Source organism: Acidimicrobiales bacterium (assembly GCA_040219515.1).
Taxonomy (GTDB): Bacteria; Actinomycetota; Acidimicrobiia; order Acidimicrobiales; family Aldehydirespiratoraceae; genus JAJRXC01.
This window is the reverse complement of sequence record JAVJSI010000018.1, coordinates 150,908-170,532: the sequence shown is the minus strand read 5'-3', so window position 1 is coordinate 170,532 and position 19,625 is coordinate 150,908. Positions and strand designations below refer to the sequence as shown.

The following is a 19,625-nucleotide window of genomic DNA, read 5'->3' as shown; positions in this document are numbered from 1 at the left end:
GCCGGTAGCCGTGTGCTGCACTCGGGCTCGTCGACATCGGCCCCGAGGAGAACCCGTGGACATCCGAGAAGCGCTCTACACCACCCGTGCCATGCGCCGAGTGAAGCCCGACCCGGTACCCGACGAGGTGCAGGCCCGCATTCTCGACGCCGCCATTCGGGCCCCCAGTGGCGGCAACGCGCAGGGCTGGCGGTTCATGCTCGTCGACGACAAGGCACAGGTCGCGAAGATCGCTGACCTCTACTCCCAGTGCATCGACATGCTGTGGGACACCGTCTACAAGGACCAGGTCGACCACGCGAACTCGTCCGACGATGCCGCGGCGAGGAAGTTCCGCACGATGATGGAGTCGGTCAAATGGGCCCAGGAGAACTTCGCCTCGTACCCGCTGCTCCTGTTCGCCTTCGATCAGTTCGACACGAGCGGTGGGTCGATCTTCCCCGCCGTGTGGAACGCGATGCTGCAGGCCCGCGCCGACGAGGTGGGTTCGTCGCTCACCAGCGTGCTCGTGTTCAAGAACGAGGAGACGCTCGACGTGCTCGGCGTGCCCAAGGACGAGGGCTGGCGCATGGCGTGCTGCGTGCCGTTCGGGTATCCGACCGGCAAGTGGGGTGTCGCCAAACGACGCCCTGCCCACGAAGTGTCCTATCGCAACACCTGGGGCACGCCGGTCGGCTTCGAGATCGACGAGCCGCTCTGGCCCTGAGGGATCAGTCCCACACCCACCTGGTGGCGGCCGCCCCGAAGTCCTCGGGCGACTCGATCATGCCGAAGGCGCGGTCGGGCACGACCTCGAAGGCAGCGTTCTGGCGGAGGAATTCGATCATCTCCGCCGCGTCGCCGATTTCGGGCTCATCGGCGTACTTGGCCGCCCACCGCGCCGCCATGATCTCGAGGCCGTCCTCGCCGAGCGGTTCGGCGATGCCCTCGATGGACACGACGTGCACGGCGTCGTCGTTGGTGACGACCACCTGCGGGTTGGCGGCCAGGTTGCGGACCTTGCGGGCGCTCCGCGCACAGCTGAACCCGAACCGCTCGCGATCGGGCATCCACACGCCCCACACGGGCATGGAGTGTGGGCGTCCGGTGGCGTTCACGGTGACCAGCCAGAAGTTGCGGCTCTCGGCGAGGCGGGCTTCGGCCCATGACCAGGGCAGGGTGCCGTCGAGCGTGTCCGGCACGCCGTAGTCGGCCATGTCAGGACGAGTGATACGGGGCATGACCGCAGAGTAGGGGCACAATGGAACGATGTCCGAGCCCCGCACGGTGTTCGTCGGTGTCGACACCGGCGGCACCTACACCGACGCGGTCGTCTACGACGACGTGCGGGGCAAGGTGCTGGCGAAGGCCAAGGCGCCGACGACCCACGACGATCTGGCGGTCGGTATCGACGCCGCATTGGCGCAGGTGCTCCATGAGGCGAAGGTCGACGTGGCGTCGATCGGACTCGTGTCGCTGTCGACCACTCTGGCCACCAATGCGCTGGTCGAGGGAATGGGACGCCCCGCCTGCCTCGTGATGATCGGGTTCGGCGACGACGCCCTCGATCGGGGTGGTCTGCGCGCCGCGCTCGGCACCGACCCGGTGATCTCCGTGGCGGGTGGCCACACGTCGCACGGCACGCCCGAGGCCGACCTCGACCTCGAGGCACTGGCCGCCGCCCTCGTCGGCCTGCCCGACGACATCGAGGGCTTCGCGGTCACGGGCCAGTTCGGCGTGCGCAACCCCGAACACGAGCTGGCCGCGCGCGACCTCATCCGCGCGACGACCGGGCTCCCGGTCACGTGCAGCCACGAGCTGTCCGACGGGCTCAACGGCCCGAAGCGGTCGGTCACCGCGCTCCTCAACGCCCGACTGATCGGCCTGATCTCGTCGCTGGTGGCGACCACCGAGGACCTCCTCGCCCGTCGCGGCATCCATGCGCCGATCATGGTCGTAAGGGGCAACGGGTCGCTCGTGTCGAGCGCCTTCGTGCGCGACCGGCCGGTGGAAACGATCCTCTCGGGTCCCGCCGCGAGCCTCGTCGGCGCGGCCCACCTGGCCGACGCCGACGACGCGATCATCGCCGACATCGGCGGTACCACCACCGACATCGCCGTGCTGCGCGACGGGCTTCCCGAGTTCGGCGACCAGGGCGCGACCGTGGGCGGTCACCAGACCATGGTCGAGGCGGTGCTGATGCACACCCACGGCATCGGCGGTGACAGCGAGTTGGCGGTGGCCGAGCGAGCGGTCGGTGCCCAGCTCGTGATCGGCCCGCGTCGCGTCGTCCCGATCGTGCTGGTCGCCACGACCGACGGCGAACTCGTCGAGCACACGATCGCCCGACAGCTCCGGGCCGAAACGCCGCCCACCGACTGGACCGGTGCCTTCGTGTGGGTCACCGAGCGGGCGCGGACCGCCTCCGTCGACCGCACCGAGGCCACGGTGCTCGCCGCGATGGGCGACGGACTCATGCCCGCCGATCTGGTCGTGGCGTCGAGTGTGCAGGCGACCGCGCTGCGCCGGCTCGTCTCACGCGGGATGGTTCGCGTCGCCGGTTTCACGCCCACCGACGCCAGCCACGTGCTCGGCACGCAGACGACCCACGACCCGGCACCCGCCCGCGCCGCGGCCGAGCTCTTCGCTCTGCGCCGCGACCGCTACGGCAACCCCATCGCCTCGTCGGGCGAAGAGGTCGCCCGGGCGGTGGTCGTCACGCTCGCCCGCCGCTCGGCCGAGGCACTGCTCGCGGCCGGCTTCGTGCGCGACGGACTCTCACCCGATGCCGTCACCTCGGAATTGGTGGCCGCCGGCTTGGACCAGGCGACCACCACGACCCGCGTCGACATCGGTCTGCGGGTGCCGCTCGTCGGCCTGGGCGCGCCGGCCGCAACGTACTACCCGGCCATCGGCGAGCTGCTCGGCACCCGCGTGGAGGTGCCGACGCACGCCGATGTCGCCAACGCGATCGGTGCGGTGGTCGGCAAGGTGCGCATCCGTCGCCAGGTCACCGTCACCGCGCCGCGACGGGGCATCTTCAGGGTCCACGCCGGACCCGACCCGGAGACGGTCTACGACCTCGACGATGCCCGCCGGCGGGCCACCGATGCGGCAACGCGCGTGGCGGAGGCCGAGATGGCGATCGCCGGCGCGCCGGAGTTCGAGTTGGAGACCCACTGGCACACGAAGTCGGCGATGGTCGAGGGACGCGAGATGTTCGTCGAAGGCACCGCCACCGTCATCGCGAGCGGCCGCCCCAAGCTCGACTGATCTCCCGACTACGGTCCGGGGGCATGGCCCTCGACGACGAACTGACCAACCGTGTCACCTGGAAGATCCCGAACGCGCTCGCGCTCGTGGGGTCGAAGGCGGGCGACGAACGCAACGCGATGACCACCAGCTGGATCACCCAGCTCTCGATGGAGCCGGTGCTGATCGGCATCGGCGTCGACAACACCGCCGTCACCCATCGCCTCATCACCGACGGGGGCTCGTTCACCGTGAACCTGTGGGACAGCGACGACACCCGGGTGTTCGTGAAGTTCTCCAAGCCCGCGGACGACGACGGCGAGACCCTCAACGGCCGAGCAGTACGGGCCGCCACCACCGGCGCGCCGGTGTTCGACGAGGCGATTGCCTGGCTCGACTGCGAGGTGCGACAGGCGATCGACCTCGGCACCCACACGCTGTTCATCGGCGAGCTGGTCGACGCCGGCATCAACGACGACGACAAGCGGCCGGCCTCGATGGACGACACGCGGATGAAGTACGGCGGCGTCAAACGCCACTAGCGGAGGACGGGTCGAATCAGGACGAGCCGAAACCGGGGTCGTCGTCCTGTGGTGGCCGCGGGGGCGTGCGCGGCCACACGAGGTACTCGTCCACGAAAAGACCGAAGGTCGCGCCTGGCCTCGGGTTGCCCACGACCGTGCCGAATCCCTCCGTGCCGAGCCGTTGGTACTCGTTGAAACTGATCTGGGTGACGCAGACCGGCGGCGCGCCCCGGAGCACGCTCGGGGCGTAGACGGCGAGGAGCGGCGTCCATTCGGACGTCGGCTTGGCGTGTGACACGGGCGCGAGCGCGACCATCAGTGCGATACCGCCGGCGGCGCTCGCGGTCAACGCGGCGAGCTCTCGAGGGAGGCCGAGGACGAGGGCGAGGGCGACGATGACGGCGCCGGCGACGACCACGATGATGAGTCGTTCCCATCGGCCGAGATGACGATCGGGAGGGGGCCGCGTCGGTGCACCCACGAAGGTGCGGTAGGGACGGAGCCCGAGTTCGGGATCGGCATCGATCAGGATGCGAGCCTGGAATGCTCGCTGTTCCTCCTGCCAACGCAAGTCCATCGGCAAACGCTATTCGGTGCCGGCGGCGCGAGCTACTGATTCGCGCCCGGCACGCCCGCGAACGGTGTCTCCGGGCGGCCCTGCACGCCGACGTCCAGCGCCAGTAGATCACCGGCGGTGAAGCCGTCGCGGCTCTCGTCGGTCGCGCCGGGCTCGCTCGGCCCGATCGAGGTGACGTAGAGCGTCGACAGGTCGGGCCCACCGAACGCGGGCATGGTCGGCTTCTTCACCGGGAGCTCGATCCGGCGATCGACTCGACCGTCGGGCGTCACCCGGATGATCGACCAGGCATGGATCGACGCCGACCAGTAGCACCCGTCGGCGTCGAGGCAGGCGCCGTCGGGCTTGCCCGGGAGCTGGTCGTAGTCGATGAAGAGGCGCACGTTGTGCCGCTCGCCGGTGTCGGCGTCGTAGTCGGCCACCAGCACGGTGAACCGGGCCGTGTCGGCGTAGTAGACGAGGCCCCGGTCGGCATCGAAGGCCAGCCCGTTGGGCACGCCGAGGTCGGTGAGCAGCGTCTGTGTCGAGCCGTCGGGCGCGATCCGGTAGAGGCTGCCGGTCGCCTTCTTGGCACTGGTGTCGGGCCACATCGTCCCGACGACCATGTGGCCGGTGGGATCGACGCGACCGTCATTGCACCGATTGCCGGTGGCGGGGTCTTCGAGCGCCACCCACGGCTCGACCGCGCCAGAGGCCCAGTCGAGCCACACGAGCTGGTGCTCGGTGGCCACCAGAAGGCGGCCGGCCTCGGTGGTCAGCGCGCAGGCACCCGGTCGAGCCCCGATCGGCCGCAGCTCGTCGACCCCCGACGCAGGATCGAAGCGGTGCACGGAATGGCCGTCGATGTCGACCCAGTAGAGCACCTGCTCGAGCCCGCTCCACACGGGCGATTCGCCGAGGCGAATGTCGCCGTTGACGGCCCGAACGGGAGTGATCTCCATCCCGCGACGCTACGGGCGCGCGATCGTGGCGACAAGGGACAGCGGTGCCTTCGAGATCCCGCTGTTCGTCCGGTCGCTGGCCGAAACCGGCCGCTCCGACGCCATCGTCGCTGCCGGGTTCGTGGTCGACGGTGGCGTCTACCGTCACGAGTTCGTGGCCGACGCCGTGATCAGCGGACTCATGCGGGTGCAGCTCGACACCGCGGTGCCGGTGTTCTCCTGCGTGCTCACACCGCAGCAGTTCCACGAGCACGACGACCACATCCGCTTCTTCACGGACCACATGCGGGGCAAGGGTCGCGAGGTGGCACGCACCGCCTTGGCCACCCTCGATGCCCGGTCCGCGTTGGCCGGCTGAACCCCCTCAGTGCATACACTGACTGGATGACCGAGGTTCAGGAAACGAAGCTTCCCGGCGTTGGCGTGCGCCACGAGTTCCGGGCGGCGGATGGCCGCGACCTCGCGGTGATCGTTCATCATGACGGGCGTCGTGAGCTGATCGCCTACGGGACCGACGATCCCGACGCATGCACTTCGCTCGTGAGCCTGTCAGAGTCCGACACCCACACGCTGGGCGAGATCCTCGGCGTGAGTCACGTCACCGAGAAGGTCACCGAGGTCCTCCAGGACATCGAGGGCATCGCCATCGACTGGACCCAGGTGGCGGAGAAGTCGTCCTTCGCGGGTCGCACGATCGGTGAGGGCCAGTTCCGCTCCACCACCGGCACTTCGATCGTCGCCGTCATTCGAGACCATGTGCCGGTGCCGGCCCCGGATGCCGACTTCGTCCTCGCGGGCGGCGATGTGGTCGTCGCGGTGGGTCCCCACGCCGGTCTGAATCACCTCCATACGCTCCTCGCGGACTGATCGCCTTCATGGCGACGTCCCCGTGAACAGGTCGACATGATCCTCGCCGCCGGTTCCACGGAAACGGCGACCGCGTTCCTCGAAGTCGGCGCGCTCGTGTTCGGCCTCGGCCTGCTGTCGCGGGTCGCCAGCCGTCTCGGCGTCACCGCGGTGCCGCTCTACCTGATCGCCGGACTGGCATTCGGCGACGGCGGTCTCGCCCAGGTCAGCGTGAGCACCGAGTTCGTGGCCCTCGCCGCGGAGATCGGCGTGCTGTTGCTGCTGTTCTCGCTCGGTCTCGAGTACAGCGACGAGGAACTCCGCAACGGTCTGCGTACTGGCGTGCCCCCGGGCCTGGTCGACATGGTTCTCAACGCGGGCGCCGGATTCGCCGTCGGCATGATCCTCGGCTGGGAACCGCTCGCCGCCCTGCTGCTCGGCGGCGTCACCTGGGTCTCGTCATCGGGCGTCATCTCGAAGGTGCTCGACGATCTCGGCCGCCTGGGCAACCGCGAGACACCGGTGGTGCTCAACCTGCTCGTCATCGAGGACCTGGCGATGGCCGTCTACCTGCCGGTCGTCGCCGCGCTGATCGTGGGCGGCACCGTCACCGAAACCCTCATCAGCGTGGGTGTGGCCCTCGCGGTCGTCGCGCTGATCCTCCTCGTTGCCCTCAAGTACGGCGAGCCGCTGAGTCGTCGATTGGGGGACGGGTCCAACGAAGCGGTGCTGCTCGCCATCTTCGGCCTCGTGCTGCTCGTGGCCGGCGCCGCCCAGCTGTTCGACGTGTCCGGTGCCATCGGTGCGTTCCTCGTGGGGCTCGCCATCTCGGGCCGAGCCGAGGAGCGGGCCCTCGAGTTGCTCGCCCCGTTGCGCGATCTCTTCGCGGCCACGTTTTTCGTGTTCTTCTCGTTCCAGATCGATCCGGCGGATCTCATGGACGTGGCCGGCTGGGCCGCGCTGCTCGCCGTGGTCAGCGCCCTCACCAAGACGGCGACCGGCTGGTACGCGGCGCGTCGTCGCGACGTCGGCCCCAAGGGTCGTCTGCGCGCCGGCACCGTGCTCATCGCCCGAGGCGAGTTCTCGATCGTGATCGCCGCGCTCGGCGTCGATCTCGCCGAGGGGCCCCAGCTCGGCGCTCTGGCCGCCGGCTACGTGCTGATCACCGCCGTCCTCGGCCCACTGGCCGCCCGCTTCTCGGACCAGATCCACGACCGGATCTCCCGAGAGAAGCCGTCGCCGGCCGGCGCGGCGTGAGTGCCGCCGGCGGGGTTTCTTGGTCGGGCAGGCGGGATTTGAACCCACGACCTCCTCGTCCCGAACGAGGCGCGCTACCAACCTGCGCCACTGCCCGTGTGCAGAAACACGAGGGTAGCGGGGCCCGCCGCTGAATGGTCGCGAAATCCTCGCCGGGATCAGCTGGCGACGGGATTGCCGGCGAGGGCCGATTCGACCGCTCGCAGCGTGCCGAAGGCGTCGAGCGGCTTGACGAGCCAGCCGTCGGCGTCGGCTTCCCTGGCGAGGAACACGTCGACGTCGCGATCGAGCAGCAGGAGCACCGGTCGGTCCTCGATATCACCCATCGTCACCCGCTGTTTCACGGCGATACAGGCGGCCACGCCACCCATGTTGCCGATCTGGAGATCAAGCAGCACAAGGGCCGGATCGATCTCGTTGATCGCCGGCACCACGTCGACTCCGGCCCGCACCCGATGGATGAGGTGGACGCCACCGAGGGCGGCCTCGATGTCGTCGACGAGCCAATCGGCGTCGGTCGCGAGAAGGATGTCCGTCACGAGGCGAAATCGTACACGGGTGGCGGGTCGGCGCCCATGTTGGGCCGGCCCGCGTGTGGGCGGCGAACGGTTGGGGTTACGATGCGCCGGTGCTGGAGATCAACGCCAACCGATCCGACGACGGAACCCAGGTCGATCTGTGCCCTGCCGGCGAACTGGATGCCTATTCCGTCGCCCAGTTCCGCGAGGCGTTCGCCGAACTCGCCGACGAACCGCGGGTGATCGTCAACCTCTCCGGCGTGCAGTTCATGGACTCCGCCGGCCTCGGTGCACTCATCGGCGGCATCCGTCGTATTCGCGAGTCCGAGGGCCGGGTCGTGATCTTCAGTGATCGCGAAGCCATCACCAAGCTGCTCCACACCACCGGCTTCGATCGCATCGTGCCGGTCAAGGACGACTACAAGGGCGCCATCGCCGCCCTCGACGAAGACCCCGACGCCTGAGTCTCACGCCTGCGTGAGGATCTCGGCGATGTGGCGCAGCGTGTCGACGTCGTGGACGTCGCTCGGCAACAACGGCACGCGGGCCACCGTTGCGTCGGGCGCAGCGGACAGCAGGTCGGCGATGCGGTCGTCGTCGCCTGCGGCTGCGGCCGCGTGGTCGACCAGCGCCTGCGCCGGACCGCTCGGGTGGGCCTCCTTGATGGCCTCGGCCCGAGCGAGATCCACGGTGAGCGCCGGGAGCACCCGGTTGACGATGATCGCGGCGGCGTCGAGATCGGCCTTGCCGAGTCGGTCGAGGAAGTACTTCGCCTCGACGATGGTGTCAGCTCGCGGCGAGGCGACGAGCACGAACGCGGTCGAGTCCGCTCCCAGCAGCGCAAGGGTGGCGTCGGCCCGTTCGCGGAACCCGTCCTCCATGCCCTGGAAGGCCTGGAAGAACTCGATGGCGTCGTCGACCACCTCGGCCCCCACGACCCGCGAGAGCTGTCGGACGACGGCGCCGGCGGCGCGGTTGACGGCCCGCAGTACGCCCTGGCTCGGTGAGATCAGCAGCTTGTAGATGGCGTTGTCGAGCAGCCGGGTGAGCAGCTTCGGGGCTTCCAGGAAGGCGAGAGCGTCCCGCGTCGGCGGCGTGTCGACGACGACCAGGTCCCAATCGCCCGACGAATGCAGCTCGGCCAGCTTCTCGACGGCCATGTAGTCCTGCGTGCCCGAGAGGCTCGTGGAGATGTTGCGATAGAAGCGGTTGGCCAGGATCGTGTCGGCCTGCTCGTCGTTGCCGGCGTGTCGACGGACGACGTCGTCGAACGTGGCTTTGGTGTCGAGCATGAGCGCGGCCAGCGTGCCCGACCACGGTCCTTCGATCACGGTGGGGTCGTTGCCCAGCTCCCCGATGCCGAGCGCGTCGGCGAGGCGTTTGGCCGGGTCGATCGTGACCACCGCGGCGCGGCGTCCCATCGAGGCCGCCGCCATCGCCGTGGCCGCCGCGGTGGTGGTCTTGCCGACGCCGCCGGTGCCGCAACAGACGATGACCTCACACTCGGCCGCGAGCTCGCGATAGGTCATGCCCACTCCTCGAGCGCCTCGATCGAGGCGAGGGCTGCGTCGGCCAACTCGTGGAGCTGGGCCGGACCGATCTCGGTGGTGAAGAGCTGGGGTAGCCGTATCTGGGCGAGCGGGAGCTGGGTTTCGAGCCGTTCGAGCTGTTCGGCCTGCAACGACAACCGATCACGACGAAGGTCGGCCGCGAGCCGCACGTCGGCGACCTCGGTGTCGGCGAGATCGCTGAAACCGTCGACATCGCCGAGCCCGGCGATCGTCGGCAGGATGCCGTTGATCACGACCGGTCCGAGCGCCAGGCCGACCTCGTCCTCGACCGCGAACGCCGTGTCGACCAGTTCGTTGATCGGCGTCTCCTCGGGGATGCTCACGAGCACCGCCCGGCACCGACTCGGGTCGTCGAGCATCTCGAGCACCTCCACGGCCTGACGGTTGAGCACGCCGGTACGGGCCGCTTCGCGGACCCCCACCGGGGCCTGCAGGAACTGGATGGCGTGGCCGGCGGCGGGGGCGTCGACGATGATCAGGTCGGCGACGCCCTCGGCCTCGAGCGCCTTGATCCGGCCCAGGACCAGCAGGTCCTTGATGCCGGGCGTGGCCGTCGCCACGATCTCGAGCAGGCCGCTCTTGGCCATGCGTTTGGCGATACGGGCGAAGCCGTGTTTCTTCAGCCATTCGACCAGCGCATCGTCGGGCGTGATGGACCGGGCACGGACCGAGCCGGCGGCCGCCTCGTCATAGACGGTCGACTCCTCGTAGCCTGGTGCGTCGGCACCGAACATGGGTGCCGTCGCCGACCGACCGGCCACCTCCACCAGGAGGACCGAGAGGCCGGTGCGCGCTGCGGCCAAGGCCAGGGTGGCCGAGGCTGTGGTCTTCCCGACTCCGCCCTTCCCTGCCACGATGAGGACCCGCGACGATGCGAAGAACTGACCGGGATCCATTCCCCTCCTCGAGACGGGTACGCGACGTGCGCCGCCGCATCACGCTAGCGCTCACGATGATCGGCATGGCGTTCGGCATCCTCGCCTTGGCGCCGGCCGCCAACGCCCAGGATGTACCGGCCCAGGAAACGGACGACCCCGCGCCCGGGTCGGCGGTGTTCGACATCGTGCAGGTCTCCGGCTTCATCGATGTGATCGTGGCCGACTTCATCGAGCAGTCGATCACCGAGGCCGAGGAAGCCGATTCGGGTGGCGTCATCCTCCAGGTCAACAGCTCGGCCACCGTCGTCGACGACGCCCGGCTGATCGAGCTGGCCCGCCGCATCCACGAATCCACCGTGCCGATCTACGGTTGGGTCGGCCCCAGCGGTGCCACCGCCGAGGGCGGCATCGCGCAGCTCATGGCCGTCACCGACGAGATGGGCATCGCGTCGTTCGCGAAGTTCGGCAACACCGGTCAGCTGGTCGTCGGCGAGTTTCTCGACGACGACGTGGCCGAGCTGCTCGTCGGTCTCGAGAACACCACGATCGACGACCTGGAGGCCATCGACCTCGGCCTGATCGACCACGAATCGCCCACGCTCGCCCTGTTCGCGTTGGGTCCGCAGGTCGGCGACGAGCTCCCGGGCTTCGACAGCGTGGTCGACACGACCAGCGGCGAAGAAGCCGTGCGCGAGATCGCGTCGCCGGTGCGGCTTCGCAAGCTGTCGCTCTTCAAGGGCTGGATGCACAGCGTGGCCAGCCCGGCGATGGCCTACCTCTTGTTCCTCATCGGGGCCGCCCTGCTGATCTTCGAGTTCTACACCGCGGGCATCGGCATCGCCGGTGTGGTCGGTGCCGTGTGTTTCATCCTCGGCTGCTACGGCCTCGATGTGCTGCCCGTACGCACGTGGGCCCTCGCCCTGCTGGTCATCGCGATGCTCGGCTACGCGGTCGACGTCCAGACGGGGGTGCCCCGGGCGTGGTCGGCGATCGCCACGTTGTGTCTCGTCGTGGGATCGCTGTTCCTCTACGACGGGTTTTCCATCTCGTGGATCACGCTGCTCGTCGGCATCATCGGGGTCGGTCTGTCGATGATGAACGGGATGCCGGCCATGGTGCGCACTCGTTTCGGTACGCCGACGATCGGTCGTGAGTGGATGATCGGGATGATGGGTGAGGCCGTCACCGAGGTGAAGAAGGACGGCATCGTGATGATCGACGGCGCTCCCTGGCGGGCGATGGTCAATCGCACGACGCCGATCCTGGCCGGCGACCCCGTGCGCGTCGTGGCGATCGAGGGCCTGTGGCTCGAGATCGAGCCCGAGGAAGGTGGCGCCCGCGACTATCGCGAGATGCGCCCCGGCGACGTCGATTCCCCGACCTGAGCGGTGCCGCCCTGAATCTGCCCCCGGGCGTCAAGGTGCCGAATTCAGCGGCCGATACAAGGAAAATCGGGCGAATCCCACGCTCGGCGTTCGGTTTCGGCAAACAACCGCGCAGCGCGGTTGTGACATCCGTCTCATCTCTACTAAGCCATCGGTTGGAGAAGGGAAGTGGACATGGCAGTACAGAGCATCGAGGTTCAGTGGCAGTTGAAGGCGGCGTGCCGCGGACCTCAGGCGGCGGTTTTCTTTCCGCCCCCCAGCCCCGAGCGACGAGACGAGAAGCGCTACCGCGAACGCAACGCGAAGGCCATCTGCGAGACCTGCTCGGTGCGCAACGACTGCCTCTCCTACGCGCTCACCATCCGTGAGCAGCACGGTATCTGGGGCGGTCTCAGCGAGAGTGAGCGCCGCGAGCTGTTGACTGTTTGACCTACCCGAGGTCGGGGAGTCGGGGTCCTGCGATGCGCAGATCGTCGCGTCGGCGGGTGATGCCGTTCTCGTCGAGATGGGTGACCAGCGGGATCGCGAACTTCCGAGAGGTGCCCCATGCGTCGCGGATGGCGGCGACGGTCACCCCGTCCGGTTCGGCCGCGAGCAACTCGGCAACCACCCGCGCCGCGGCGTCGATGGCCGCAGCGGCGAAGTAGACACCGTCCGCGTCGACCACGTCGCCGCGACGGACGAGCTCCCGTAGCTCGGCCCGGTCCACCCCGTCGGGACCCGGCGGTGCGAAGGGTTCGGCCTCCAGCCGGGCGACGAACGGATGGTCGGCGAGCGGATCGACGGCGTCGGCCTCACGCACATGACCCCCGTCGAACTCGATGCCATCGAGCGTGTCGAGTACGGCCCGGTCGAAGTCGTCGAGACCGGCCACGTCGAGGCCGAGCGGGCCCGCGCCGGCGACGGCATCGGCCAGACGGGCCCGGGTGTCGGCCAGCGCGGCCGGGGCGACCGCCCACCGACCCACGTCGGGTTCGCGCCGTTCGCCGGTGAGGCGGAGGAGCTGCTCGACCTCGACCCGGCCCCGCTCGGCGATCACCCGATCGACCGATCGGTCGGGCACCGCTTTCGCGGCGACCACTCGGGGATCGACGTCGAGGATCTCGCCGCCGCCGAGCGTGACGCCCCGGCCGGATTCGCGCAGGATGAACCGGTCGCCGGGGAGCAGCGGAAGGCCGACGGGGAGGTGCACGCGCACGGCCCCGGTGGTGCCGGGTGCGATCTCCGTCGGACCGAGCACCCGCACCCGGGCCGGATACTCGCCCGAGCCGATGTAGGCCACGTGCGCACCCCGCCGGGTGACCGGCTGGGTCAGTGCCTCGAGCACGTCGAGGCGGCCGTCGAAGCGTTCGGTGACGTGCCACTGCCCGGCCTTGACGAGGACGTCGCCGCGTCGCAGGTCGTCATGGCTCACGCCACCGAGGTTGACCGCCACCCGATTGCCGGGGCCGACCTTGGTGCGTTCGGCGTGGAGACTCTGGAGCGCTCGGACCCTGACCGCGGCCCCGGACGGCAAGACCCGAAGTTCGTCGTCGACCCGGATCACCCCGCCGGTGAGGGTGCCGGTGACGACGGTGCCCGACCCCTTGGCCGCGAACACCCGGTCGATCCACAACCGGGGCCGCTTGTGGTCGGTGGCCGTGGGGGTGGCGTCGAGCAGATCGTCGAGCGCCACTCGGAGTGCGTCGATGCCGACCCCGTCGAGTGCGTCGACCTCCACGACGGGCGCACCCTCGAGGAACGTGCCGGCCACGCGGTCCTCGATCTCGAGCGCAGCCAGCTCGCGGAGCTCGTCGTCGGCCAACCCGACCTTGGTGAGCGCGACCAGGCCGTGGGTGATACCGAGCAGCGACAGGATGCGCAGATGCTCTTCGGACTGGGGCTTCCATCCCTCGGTGGCCGCCACGACGAAGACACAGGCATCGACGCTGCCCACGCCGGCGAGCATGTTCTTCAGGAAACGAACGTGGCCGGGCACGTCGATGAAGGCCACACCGCGTCCGGACGGGAGCGTGGCCGACGCGAACCCGAGATCGATGGTGAGGCCCCGCTCCTTCTCCTCGGCGAGGCGGTCGGGATCGGTGCCGGTGAGCGCCTTGACCAGGGTCGACTTGCCGTGGTCGACGTGGCCGGCAGTGGCGACGACGTGCATCAGGGCTCGCGCGGGGTCTCGCGGAAGGTCTCGCGCAGGGCGGCTGCGACCTCGGCATCGTCGTCGGGTTCGACGGTCCGCAGATCGATGATCGTTCGACCGTCGGCCACGCGACCGATCAGCGGCCGGGCCCGCCGGCGCAGCGTGGCGCGATGGTCACCGTCGACCGCGACACCGGCCGACGGGATGGCGACCTCGGGCAGCGTGCCGCCGCCGGGCGTGGACTCGGTGTCGATCGGATCCCCGACGCCGAGCGCCGTCGCCCGCATCCGCAGTTCGTCGACGGAGAGGGCAGCCATGCGCCAGAACGGGATCGCGTCGCCGTCGCCGCGCAGATAGGCCAGCGCGGTGGCCTGTAGCGCGCCGAGGACGAGCGATCCGGGCCGCAGTGCCCGGGCCAGTGGATGCCGCGAGATGGTGGCAACCAGATCGGCCCGGCCGGCGATGACCCCGGCCTGGGGGCCGCCGAACAACTTGTCGCCGGAGAACGTGACCAGGTCGGCGCCCGCTTCGAGGGTCTGACGGGCCGCCGGCTCCTCGGCCAGCCAGCCCGGGGGTCCCGACCGGAGCCAGCCGCAGCGCGAGTCGAGCAGGCCCGACCCGATGTCGGCCACCAAGGGCCGATCGATCGTGGCGAGCTCGGCGATGCGCGGTGCCTCGGTGAAGCCGATGATCTTGTAGTTGGACTGGTGGACCTGGAGCAGCATCCGCGCGTCGTCGCCGTGTTCGGCGACGGCCCGCTCGAAATCGGCGAGCCGGGTGCGATTGGTGGTGCCGACCTCGATCAGGCGGGCGCCGGAGCGCTCCATCACCTCGGGCACGCGGAAGCCACCGCCGATCTCGACGAGTTCGCCGCGCGACACCACCACACCCTTGCCGTCGGCCAGGGCGGCGAGCACGAGCATGACGGCCGCCGCACAGTTGTTGACCACGATGGCCGCCTCGGCCCCGCAGGCGCGGGCGATGAGCGCCGGCGCGGTGCCCATGCGCGAGCCGCGTTCGCCGGTGGTCAGGTCGAGTTCGAGATTGGAGTAGGTGGCGTCCTGGCTCCACGCCAAGGGGGCGCGGCCGAGGTTGGTGTGCAGCAGCGTGCCGGTGCCGTTGATGACCGGCATGAGCATCTTCCGCTGCATCGCCACGGCGCGACGGCGAGCGTCGGCGTGGGGATCCGGCGCCTCGTCGGCGATCGTCGCTCGGGCCGCGTCGACCAGCAACGGGTGGGGGAGGCCGACGTCGGCGATCGAGCGGGCCAGTGCGTCGACCGAGGGTGGACGATTCGAAACGGGATCGGAAGCAGCAGACACGGTCGGCTCAGCCTAGGAGGGCGACGTGATCGGCGACGGCCGCGAGCCCCCGCTGTGCGTTGCGGCGGAGGAACTCGGCGCCGCGTTCGTCGGCCGGGGTGACCACGGCCAGCGCGCTGACCGGGTTCGGCAGGTTCATCATGTGACCGAGCCGGTAGTCACGCCACAAGGCTTCGGCTTCGAGGTCGATGCCGAGTCCGGCGAGGGTCGAGCGATAGTGGTCGATCAGGGCGGGTTCGAGTCGGCGGCGGTCCTCGGTGCGCAACGAGCCGGCGCAGAAGAACGCGACGTCGTAGATCCCGCGCCCGTGGGCGGCGAGTTGGAAGTCGAGCAACACGGCCCGGTCGGGTCCGAAGCGCAGGTTGTCCAGACGGGCATCGCCGTGCACGAGGGTGCGATCGCCGGTCGAGAACTCGTGCACGGCCCGGTCGAAGTAGCCACGACCGAGCCGGGCCGCGGTGTCGATCTCGGCGTCGACGCCGCCGAGGCGGTCGACGCACATGCCCCAGGTCATGTCGAAGATCTGCCCGTAGCCGGCCACGACCGGGTCGGTGCTGGCCGGCAGCCATTCGAGCGTCGCGAGGCTGGCGTCGTTCCAGAACGCGGCGTGCCATTGCGCCAGGGCCGTGATGGCCGCGAACGCCTGGTCGTCGGTCGCCCCGGCCACGCCGTCGCCGGCGTCGTGGTCGTGAAGATCCTCGAGCAGCAGCCATCCCCGACCTGCGTCGTCGTCCCAATGCTGGGCGAGGACACGGGGCGACGGTGCGCGCTCCCATGGTCGGAGGTCGCGGTAGACGCCGGCCTCGCGACGGTCGTAACCGAACTGGTCGACGATCTCCTGGTTGGCCGGGATCGTCGTGGGGAGCTTGGCGACGACCGACGCGGGACCGTCACCGTCGACCCAGGTGAGGTGGACACGGGCGAGCGTGCCGAGGAATCCGGCGCCGTCGTCGATCGACTCGACTCGCGCCGCGGTGACCCGGCCGGTGGCGGCACCGGCGTCGACCAGGACCGTGCCGAGGGGTTCGGCCTGGAGATCGCCGAGGTCGCTGAACATGGGGGTCAGCCTAGGATGACGGGGTGTTCCGCTTCCTCGTGATCGCATTCATCATCGTGCCGATCATCGAGATCTACCTGATCGTGCAGGTCGATGCGGCCATCGGTGGATGGGAAACACTGGGTCTGCTCGTGTTCGACAGCGTCGTCGGCGCGTGGCTCGTGCGCCGCGAAGGATTCTCGATTCTGGCCAACGTCCGGGGCTCGCTCTCGAGAGGCGAGGCCCCCACAAATGACCTGATCGACGGCATGCTCGTGCTGTTCGCGGGCGCGCTGATGCTCACGCCCGGCTTCCTCACCGACGGCCTCGGCTTCCTGCTGCTGTTGCCCCCGACTCGAGCGGTGGTCCGCAACACCCTGAAGTCCCGCTTCACCGGTTCGATCAAGGTGGCCGGTTTCGGACCGGCCGGCTTCGGCCGCCGACCGTGGACCACTGTCGACAGCGACATCGTCGACGGCAGCCCGGTCGATGGCAGCACTGTGGATGATGACGACGACGACCCGCCGGGCTCGATCGAACTCGGCCCGATCTCGGACTGAGTTGGCCGTCAGGCGTCGGCGGCGTCGGTGAGCAGCGCCTCGAGTTGCGCGGCATCGATGGGTGGCGAGAAGAGGTAGCCCTGGGCGTAGCGGCAGCCGAGCTCCACCACGGCCGTCAGGTCCTGCTCGGTTTCCACACCGACCGCGCAGGCGTCGAGTGACCGGTCGAGGATGCCGCTGATGACCAGCTCGGCCCGCGCCCGACCCCGGTCGCCGTGCACACCGTGCACCAGCCGCTTGTCGAGCTTCACGAGATCGACACCGTCGGGCACCACGAGATCGGTATCGCTGGCGCCGATGAACTCGTCGATCGCCACGACCACACCGAGGGCGCGGAGCTGGGTGACGAGCCGGACGGCCGCACCCTTGCGATCGAGAACGGCGCGGTTGATCTCGAGGTGGAGACGCTCGGCCGGGAAGTCGGCTGCGTTGAGGGTGCGAGCGAGGGCCAGCGGGAACCGGCTGTCGCCGAGCTGTCGGTCCGACACGTTCACCGACAGGAAGATCGGGTCGTCGGTCTCGGGAAGATCGCGGATCGCCGCGGCGGCTCGTTCGAGCACCGTTTCCTCGATGCGGCGGATGAGGCCACCGTCCTCGGCCGCCTCGACCAGCTCACGCGGGTTGAGGTGCTCACCGTCGCCACCGATGATGCGGAGGAGCGCTTCCACGCCGACGATCCTTCGTGTCGATGTGTCGACGATCGGCTGGTAGTGGACCAGGATCGCGTCGTCGTCGAGCGCCCGGCGCAGCTGCTGGTCGACGGTGATGCGCCGCTCGACCTTGGTGCGGAGGTCCTCGTCGAAGACCTCGCAGCGGTCGCGGCCGAGCCCCTTGGCCTGGTACAGGGCAGTCTCTGCCTCGCGCATCAGGTCCTCGGCGCCTCGCTCGGCTCGACCGATCGCGATGCCGACCGACACGGTGAGTCCCGACAGCGGGGTGTCGATCTCCGCCTCGGCGCAGGCGAGGCGGAGGCGCTCGGCCACCGACATGGCCTCCGCGATCCCGAAGATCTCCGGGCAGACGACGACGAACTCGTCACCGCCGAGCCGGCAGATGGTGTCATCGGGCCGAAGGGTTCCGCCGAGATTGGCGGCGAGGTCCCGCAGGGCCTGGTCGCCGGCGCTGAAGCCGCGTGAGTCGTTGACGGTCTTGAACCGGTCGACGTCGAGAAAGAACACACCGACGCTGTGTTCGGCGTTGAGGCATCCCTGGAGGGCGCGGTCGAGCGTCTCCATCGCGTAGCGGCGTCCGGGCAGGCCGGTGAGCTCGTCGACGGTGATCTCGGGGTCGTAGTCGCCCACGAGCGTGGTGGCGCCACCGTCGTTGCCGAGGATGACGATGCGGACGTCGCGGGTGGACCCGTCGGTCTCGGCGACGCGGGCGAGGATCGTGGTGCCGAAGCCGGTGCCGCGGGACTCGGCCACCCGCAGCATCGTCGCAACGGTCACGATGTCATCGGGATGCATGCCGGTGGGCAGACCCATCGACCGCAGCTTCTCTTCGATCGCCTCGGGGTCGCCGACCTCCCGCACGCGGGTGGCGGCGGCGACGCGACGGTTCCAGGCTGTCATCTGCGACTACTCAGAACTGATTCCACAACGGTCCAATCGGCCCACCGGGTGGAGAGTTGAGGCCGACGTCTAGGCCAGATCCAGCTCGTCGAGGGCGGCCACTGCGGCGTCGAGCATGCGGGCGCTGCACCCGGCCATCTCGACCGGCGGCACGTGTTCCTCGGCGAGCGCCCGGGCGATCGAACGGAGGACGTCGGCCGCCGCTCCTTCGCCCAGCGCAGCCGGTTCGCCGATGTCGCCGCCCTCGCTCACGCCGGGCTCGATGGGCACGGCGCCCAGCAACGGCACGCCGATGTCGTCGGCCAGCGCCTGGCCGCCGCCGCTGCCGAAGAGGGTGTGGCGCGAGCCGTCGGGGGCGACGAACTCGCTCATGTTCTCGATCACGCCGACGATGCGGAGGTAGTTCTTTCGGCCCATGTCGGCGACCCTCGCCGCCACCTTCTGCGCGTTGCCGGCCGGGGTGGTGACGATGATCATCTCGGCCCGGGGCAGCATCTTGGCGAGGCCCATCTGCACGTCGCCCGTGCCGGGCGGCATGTCGATCAGGAGATAGTCGAGGTCGTCCGACCAGGCGACGTCCTGGCAGAAGTGCTGGACGGCCCGATTGAGCATGAGGCCGCGCCACATCAGGGCGGAGTCCTGTTGGGCGACGAGAAAGCCCATGGAGACGATCTCCAGACGTCCCTCGCCGATGTGGCGGATGAGCGGCGTGATCTTGCCTTCCTTGGCGAGCAGGTCGCCCTCGACCCCCAGCATGCGCGGGACCGAGAAGCCCCAGATGTCGGCGTCCATGACGCCGACGGCGAAGCCGGATTCGGCGAGTGCGGCGGCCAGGTTGGTGGTCATCGACGACTTGCCGACCCCGCCCTTTCCCGACGCGATCATGATCACCTTGGTCGTGGGTGGGACGGCGGTGTCGGGCGCGTCCTTGCTCACGTTGAAGCGGGCCTTCGACATCGCCTCGGACCGCTCTTCCTGGGTGAGTTCGCCCCAGCTGATCGTTACCCGGGTGACGCCGGGCAGGCTCGTGAGCCGGCTACGGATGTCCTTCTGGATCTGGGCACGGAGAGGACAGCCGCTGGTGGTCAGCGCGATGTCGAGATGGATGTGACCCGCGTCGTCGACCTTGGCGCTCTTGGCCATGCCGAGTTCGACGATGTCGCTGCCCAGTTCGGGATCGATCACTCCGCGCAGGAGTCCCATCACGTACTCGGGGGTCGGGGGTGCGGTGGGGGCCACGGTTCAAGGATACCGGCGGGTTCGGCCCGGCCACG

The 19,625-nt window shown here is 69.5% G+C and carries 21 protein-coding genes and 1 tRNA gene; 10 read left to right on the top strand and 12 right to left on the bottom strand.

Features of this window, described 5'->3' with window-relative positions; all coding sequences use genetic code 11:
- The first annotated feature begins 55 nt into the window (after window positions 1-55).
- A complete protein-coding gene (locus RIB98_19065) occupies window positions 56-706 on the top strand; it encodes a nitroreductase family protein (GenBank protein ID MEQ8843082.1) in 651 nt (216 codons plus the stop codon).
- Window positions 707-710: 4 nt separating this feature from the next.
- Here RIB98_19065 and RIB98_19060 read toward each other — a convergent pair whose 3' ends face one another.
- Window positions 711-1,220, bottom strand: coding sequence for a pyridoxamine 5'-phosphate oxidase family protein (locus RIB98_19060; protein ID MEQ8843081.1), 510 nt, complete (start codon window positions 1,218-1,220; stop codon window positions 711-713).
- Window positions 1,221-1,248: 28 nt separating this feature from the next.
- On the opposite strand from RIB98_19060, the gene RIB98_19055 reads away from it, so the two are divergent.
- A complete protein-coding gene (locus RIB98_19055; protein MEQ8843080.1) occupies window positions 1,249-3,252 on the top strand; it encodes a hydantoinase/oxoprolinase family protein in 2,004 nt (667 codons plus the stop codon).
- Window positions 3,253-3,275: 23 nt separating this feature from the next.
- Complete coding sequence (locus RIB98_19050; GenBank protein ID MEQ8843079.1) at window positions 3,276-3,773, top strand: flavin reductase family protein; 498 nt, start codon at window positions 3,276-3,278, stop codon at window positions 3,771-3,773.
- 16 nt (window positions 3,774-3,789) lie between these two features.
- Here RIB98_19050 and RIB98_19045 read toward each other — a convergent pair whose 3' ends face one another.
- Window positions 3,790-4,332, bottom strand: a complete 543-nt coding sequence (locus tag RIB98_19045; GenBank protein ID MEQ8843078.1) for a hypothetical protein — start codon at window positions 4,330-4,332, stop codon at window positions 3,790-3,792.
- Window positions 4,333-4,364: 32 nt separating this feature from the next.
- Window positions 4,365-5,273: an SMP-30/gluconolactonase/LRE family protein gene (locus tag RIB98_19040; protein MEQ8843077.1), complete on the bottom strand. Its 909-nt coding sequence runs from the start codon at window positions 5,271-5,273 to the stop codon at window positions 4,365-4,367.
- A 25-nt stretch (window positions 5,274-5,298) separates the two neighbouring features.
- Between RIB98_19040 and RIB98_19035 the strand changes: the two genes are divergently transcribed.
- From RIB98_19035 to RIB98_19025, 3 genes are read left to right on the top strand one after another with little or no spacing between them, the layout of a single operon-like run.
- Entirely contained in the window at window positions 5,299-5,631 is a 333-nt protein-coding gene (locus RIB98_19035) for a 6,7-dimethyl-8-ribityllumazine synthase (protein ID MEQ8843076.1), read from the top strand.
- A 26-nt stretch (window positions 5,632-5,657) separates the two neighbouring features.
- Complete coding sequence (locus tag RIB98_19030) at window positions 5,658-6,140, top strand: TrkA C-terminal domain-containing protein (GenBank protein ID MEQ8843075.1); 483 nt, start codon at window positions 5,658-5,660, stop codon at window positions 6,138-6,140.
- Between the two features lie 36 nt (window positions 6,141-6,176).
- A complete protein-coding gene (locus RIB98_19025; protein ID MEQ8843074.1) occupies window positions 6,177-7,376 on the top strand; it encodes a cation:proton antiporter in 1,200 nt (399 codons plus the stop codon).
- A gap of 20 nt (window positions 7,377-7,396) precedes the next feature.
- Here the strand turns inward: RIB98_19025 and RIB98_19020 are convergent.
- Window positions 7,397-7,473 (bottom strand) — tRNA-Pro (locus RIB98_19020).
- Window positions 7,474-7,534: 61 nt separating this feature from the next.
- The gene (locus RIB98_19015; GenBank protein ID MEQ8843073.1) at window positions 7,535-7,915 is read right to left on the bottom strand and encodes a hypothetical protein; all 381 of its coding nucleotides are present in this window, start codon (window positions 7,913-7,915) and stop codon (window positions 7,535-7,537) included.
- A gap of 89 nt (window positions 7,916-8,004) precedes the next feature.
- Here RIB98_19015 and RIB98_19010 point away from each other — a divergent pair, with 89 nt between their 5' ends.
- Window positions 8,005-8,358: an STAS domain-containing protein gene (locus RIB98_19010; GenBank protein MEQ8843072.1), complete on the top strand. Its 354-nt coding sequence runs from the start codon at window positions 8,005-8,007 to the stop codon at window positions 8,356-8,358.
- Window positions 8,359-8,361: 3 nt separating this feature from the next.
- Here the strand turns inward: RIB98_19010 and RIB98_19005 are convergent, their stop codons facing one another.
- Window positions 8,362-9,423 carry an ArsA-related P-loop ATPase gene (locus tag RIB98_19005; protein ID MEQ8843071.1) on the bottom strand — a complete coding sequence of 354 codons (1,062 nt, stop codon included), beginning with the start codon at window positions 9,421-9,423 and terminating at the stop codon, window positions 8,362-8,364.
- The gene (locus RIB98_19000) at window positions 9,420-10,361 is read right to left on the bottom strand and encodes an ArsA-related P-loop ATPase (GenBank protein MEQ8843070.1); all 942 of its coding nucleotides are present in this window, start codon (window positions 10,359-10,361) and stop codon (window positions 9,420-9,422) included. The genes RIB98_19005 and RIB98_19000 overlap by 4 nt, the downstream gene beginning before the upstream one ends.
- A gap of 26 nt (window positions 10,362-10,387) precedes the next feature.
- Here RIB98_19000 and RIB98_18995 point away from each other — a divergent pair, with 26 nt between their 5' ends.
- Together RIB98_18995 and RIB98_18990 are read left to right on the top strand one after the other, a co-directional pair.
- Window positions 10,388-11,728, top strand: coding sequence for an NfeD family protein (locus RIB98_18995; GenBank protein MEQ8843069.1), 1,341 nt, complete (start codon window positions 10,388-10,390; stop codon window positions 11,726-11,728).
- A gap of 174 nt (window positions 11,729-11,902) precedes the next feature.
- On the top strand, window positions 11,903-12,157 hold the full coding sequence (locus tag RIB98_18990; protein ID MEQ8843068.1) for a WhiB family transcriptional regulator: 255 nt from the start codon (window positions 11,903-11,905) through the stop codon (window positions 12,155-12,157).
- A 1-nt stretch (window position 12,158) separates the two neighbouring features.
- Here the strand turns inward: RIB98_18990 and selB are convergent, their stop codons facing one another.
- The 3 genes from selB to RIB98_18975 are packed head-to-tail and all read right to left on the bottom strand — an operon-like array spanning window position 12,159 to window position 16,241.
- Window positions 12,159-13,880, bottom strand: coding sequence for a selenocysteine-specific translation elongation factor (gene selB / locus RIB98_18985; GenBank protein MEQ8843067.1), 1,722 nt, complete (start codon window positions 13,878-13,880; stop codon window positions 12,159-12,161).
- The gene (selA, locus tag RIB98_18980; protein MEQ8843066.1) at window positions 13,880-15,184 is read right to left on the bottom strand and encodes an L-seryl-tRNA(Sec) selenium transferase; all 1,305 of its coding nucleotides are present in this window, start codon (window positions 15,182-15,184) and stop codon (window positions 13,880-13,882) included. The genes selB and selA overlap by 1 nt, the downstream gene beginning before the upstream one ends.
- Window positions 15,185-15,191: 7 nt before the next feature.
- Entirely contained in the window at window positions 15,192-16,241 is a 1,050-nt protein-coding gene (locus tag RIB98_18975; GenBank protein ID MEQ8843065.1) for a hypothetical protein, read from the bottom strand.
- Window positions 16,242-16,264: 23 nt separating this feature from the next.
- Between RIB98_18975 and RIB98_18970 the strand changes: the two genes are divergently transcribed.
- On the top strand, window positions 16,265-16,780 hold the full coding sequence (locus tag RIB98_18970; protein MEQ8843064.1) for an FxsA family protein: 516 nt from the start codon (window positions 16,265-16,267) through the stop codon (window positions 16,778-16,780).
- 8 nt (window positions 16,781-16,788) lie between these two features.
- On the opposite strand, the gene RIB98_18965 is transcribed toward RIB98_18970, so the two are convergent.
- Together RIB98_18965 and RIB98_18960 are read right to left on the bottom strand one after the other, a co-directional pair.
- Window positions 16,789-18,351 (bottom strand): bifunctional diguanylate cyclase/phosphodiesterase, encoded by a 1,563-nt coding sequence (locus tag RIB98_18965; GenBank protein MEQ8843063.1) that lies wholly within the window; start codon window positions 18,349-18,351, stop codon window positions 16,789-16,791.
- A gap of 69 nt (window positions 18,352-18,420) precedes the next feature.
- A complete protein-coding gene (locus RIB98_18960) occupies window positions 18,421-19,590 on the bottom strand; it encodes a P-loop NTPase (GenBank protein MEQ8843062.1) in 1,170 nt (389 codons plus the stop codon).
- Between the last annotated feature and the right edge of the window lie 35 nt (window positions 19,591-19,625).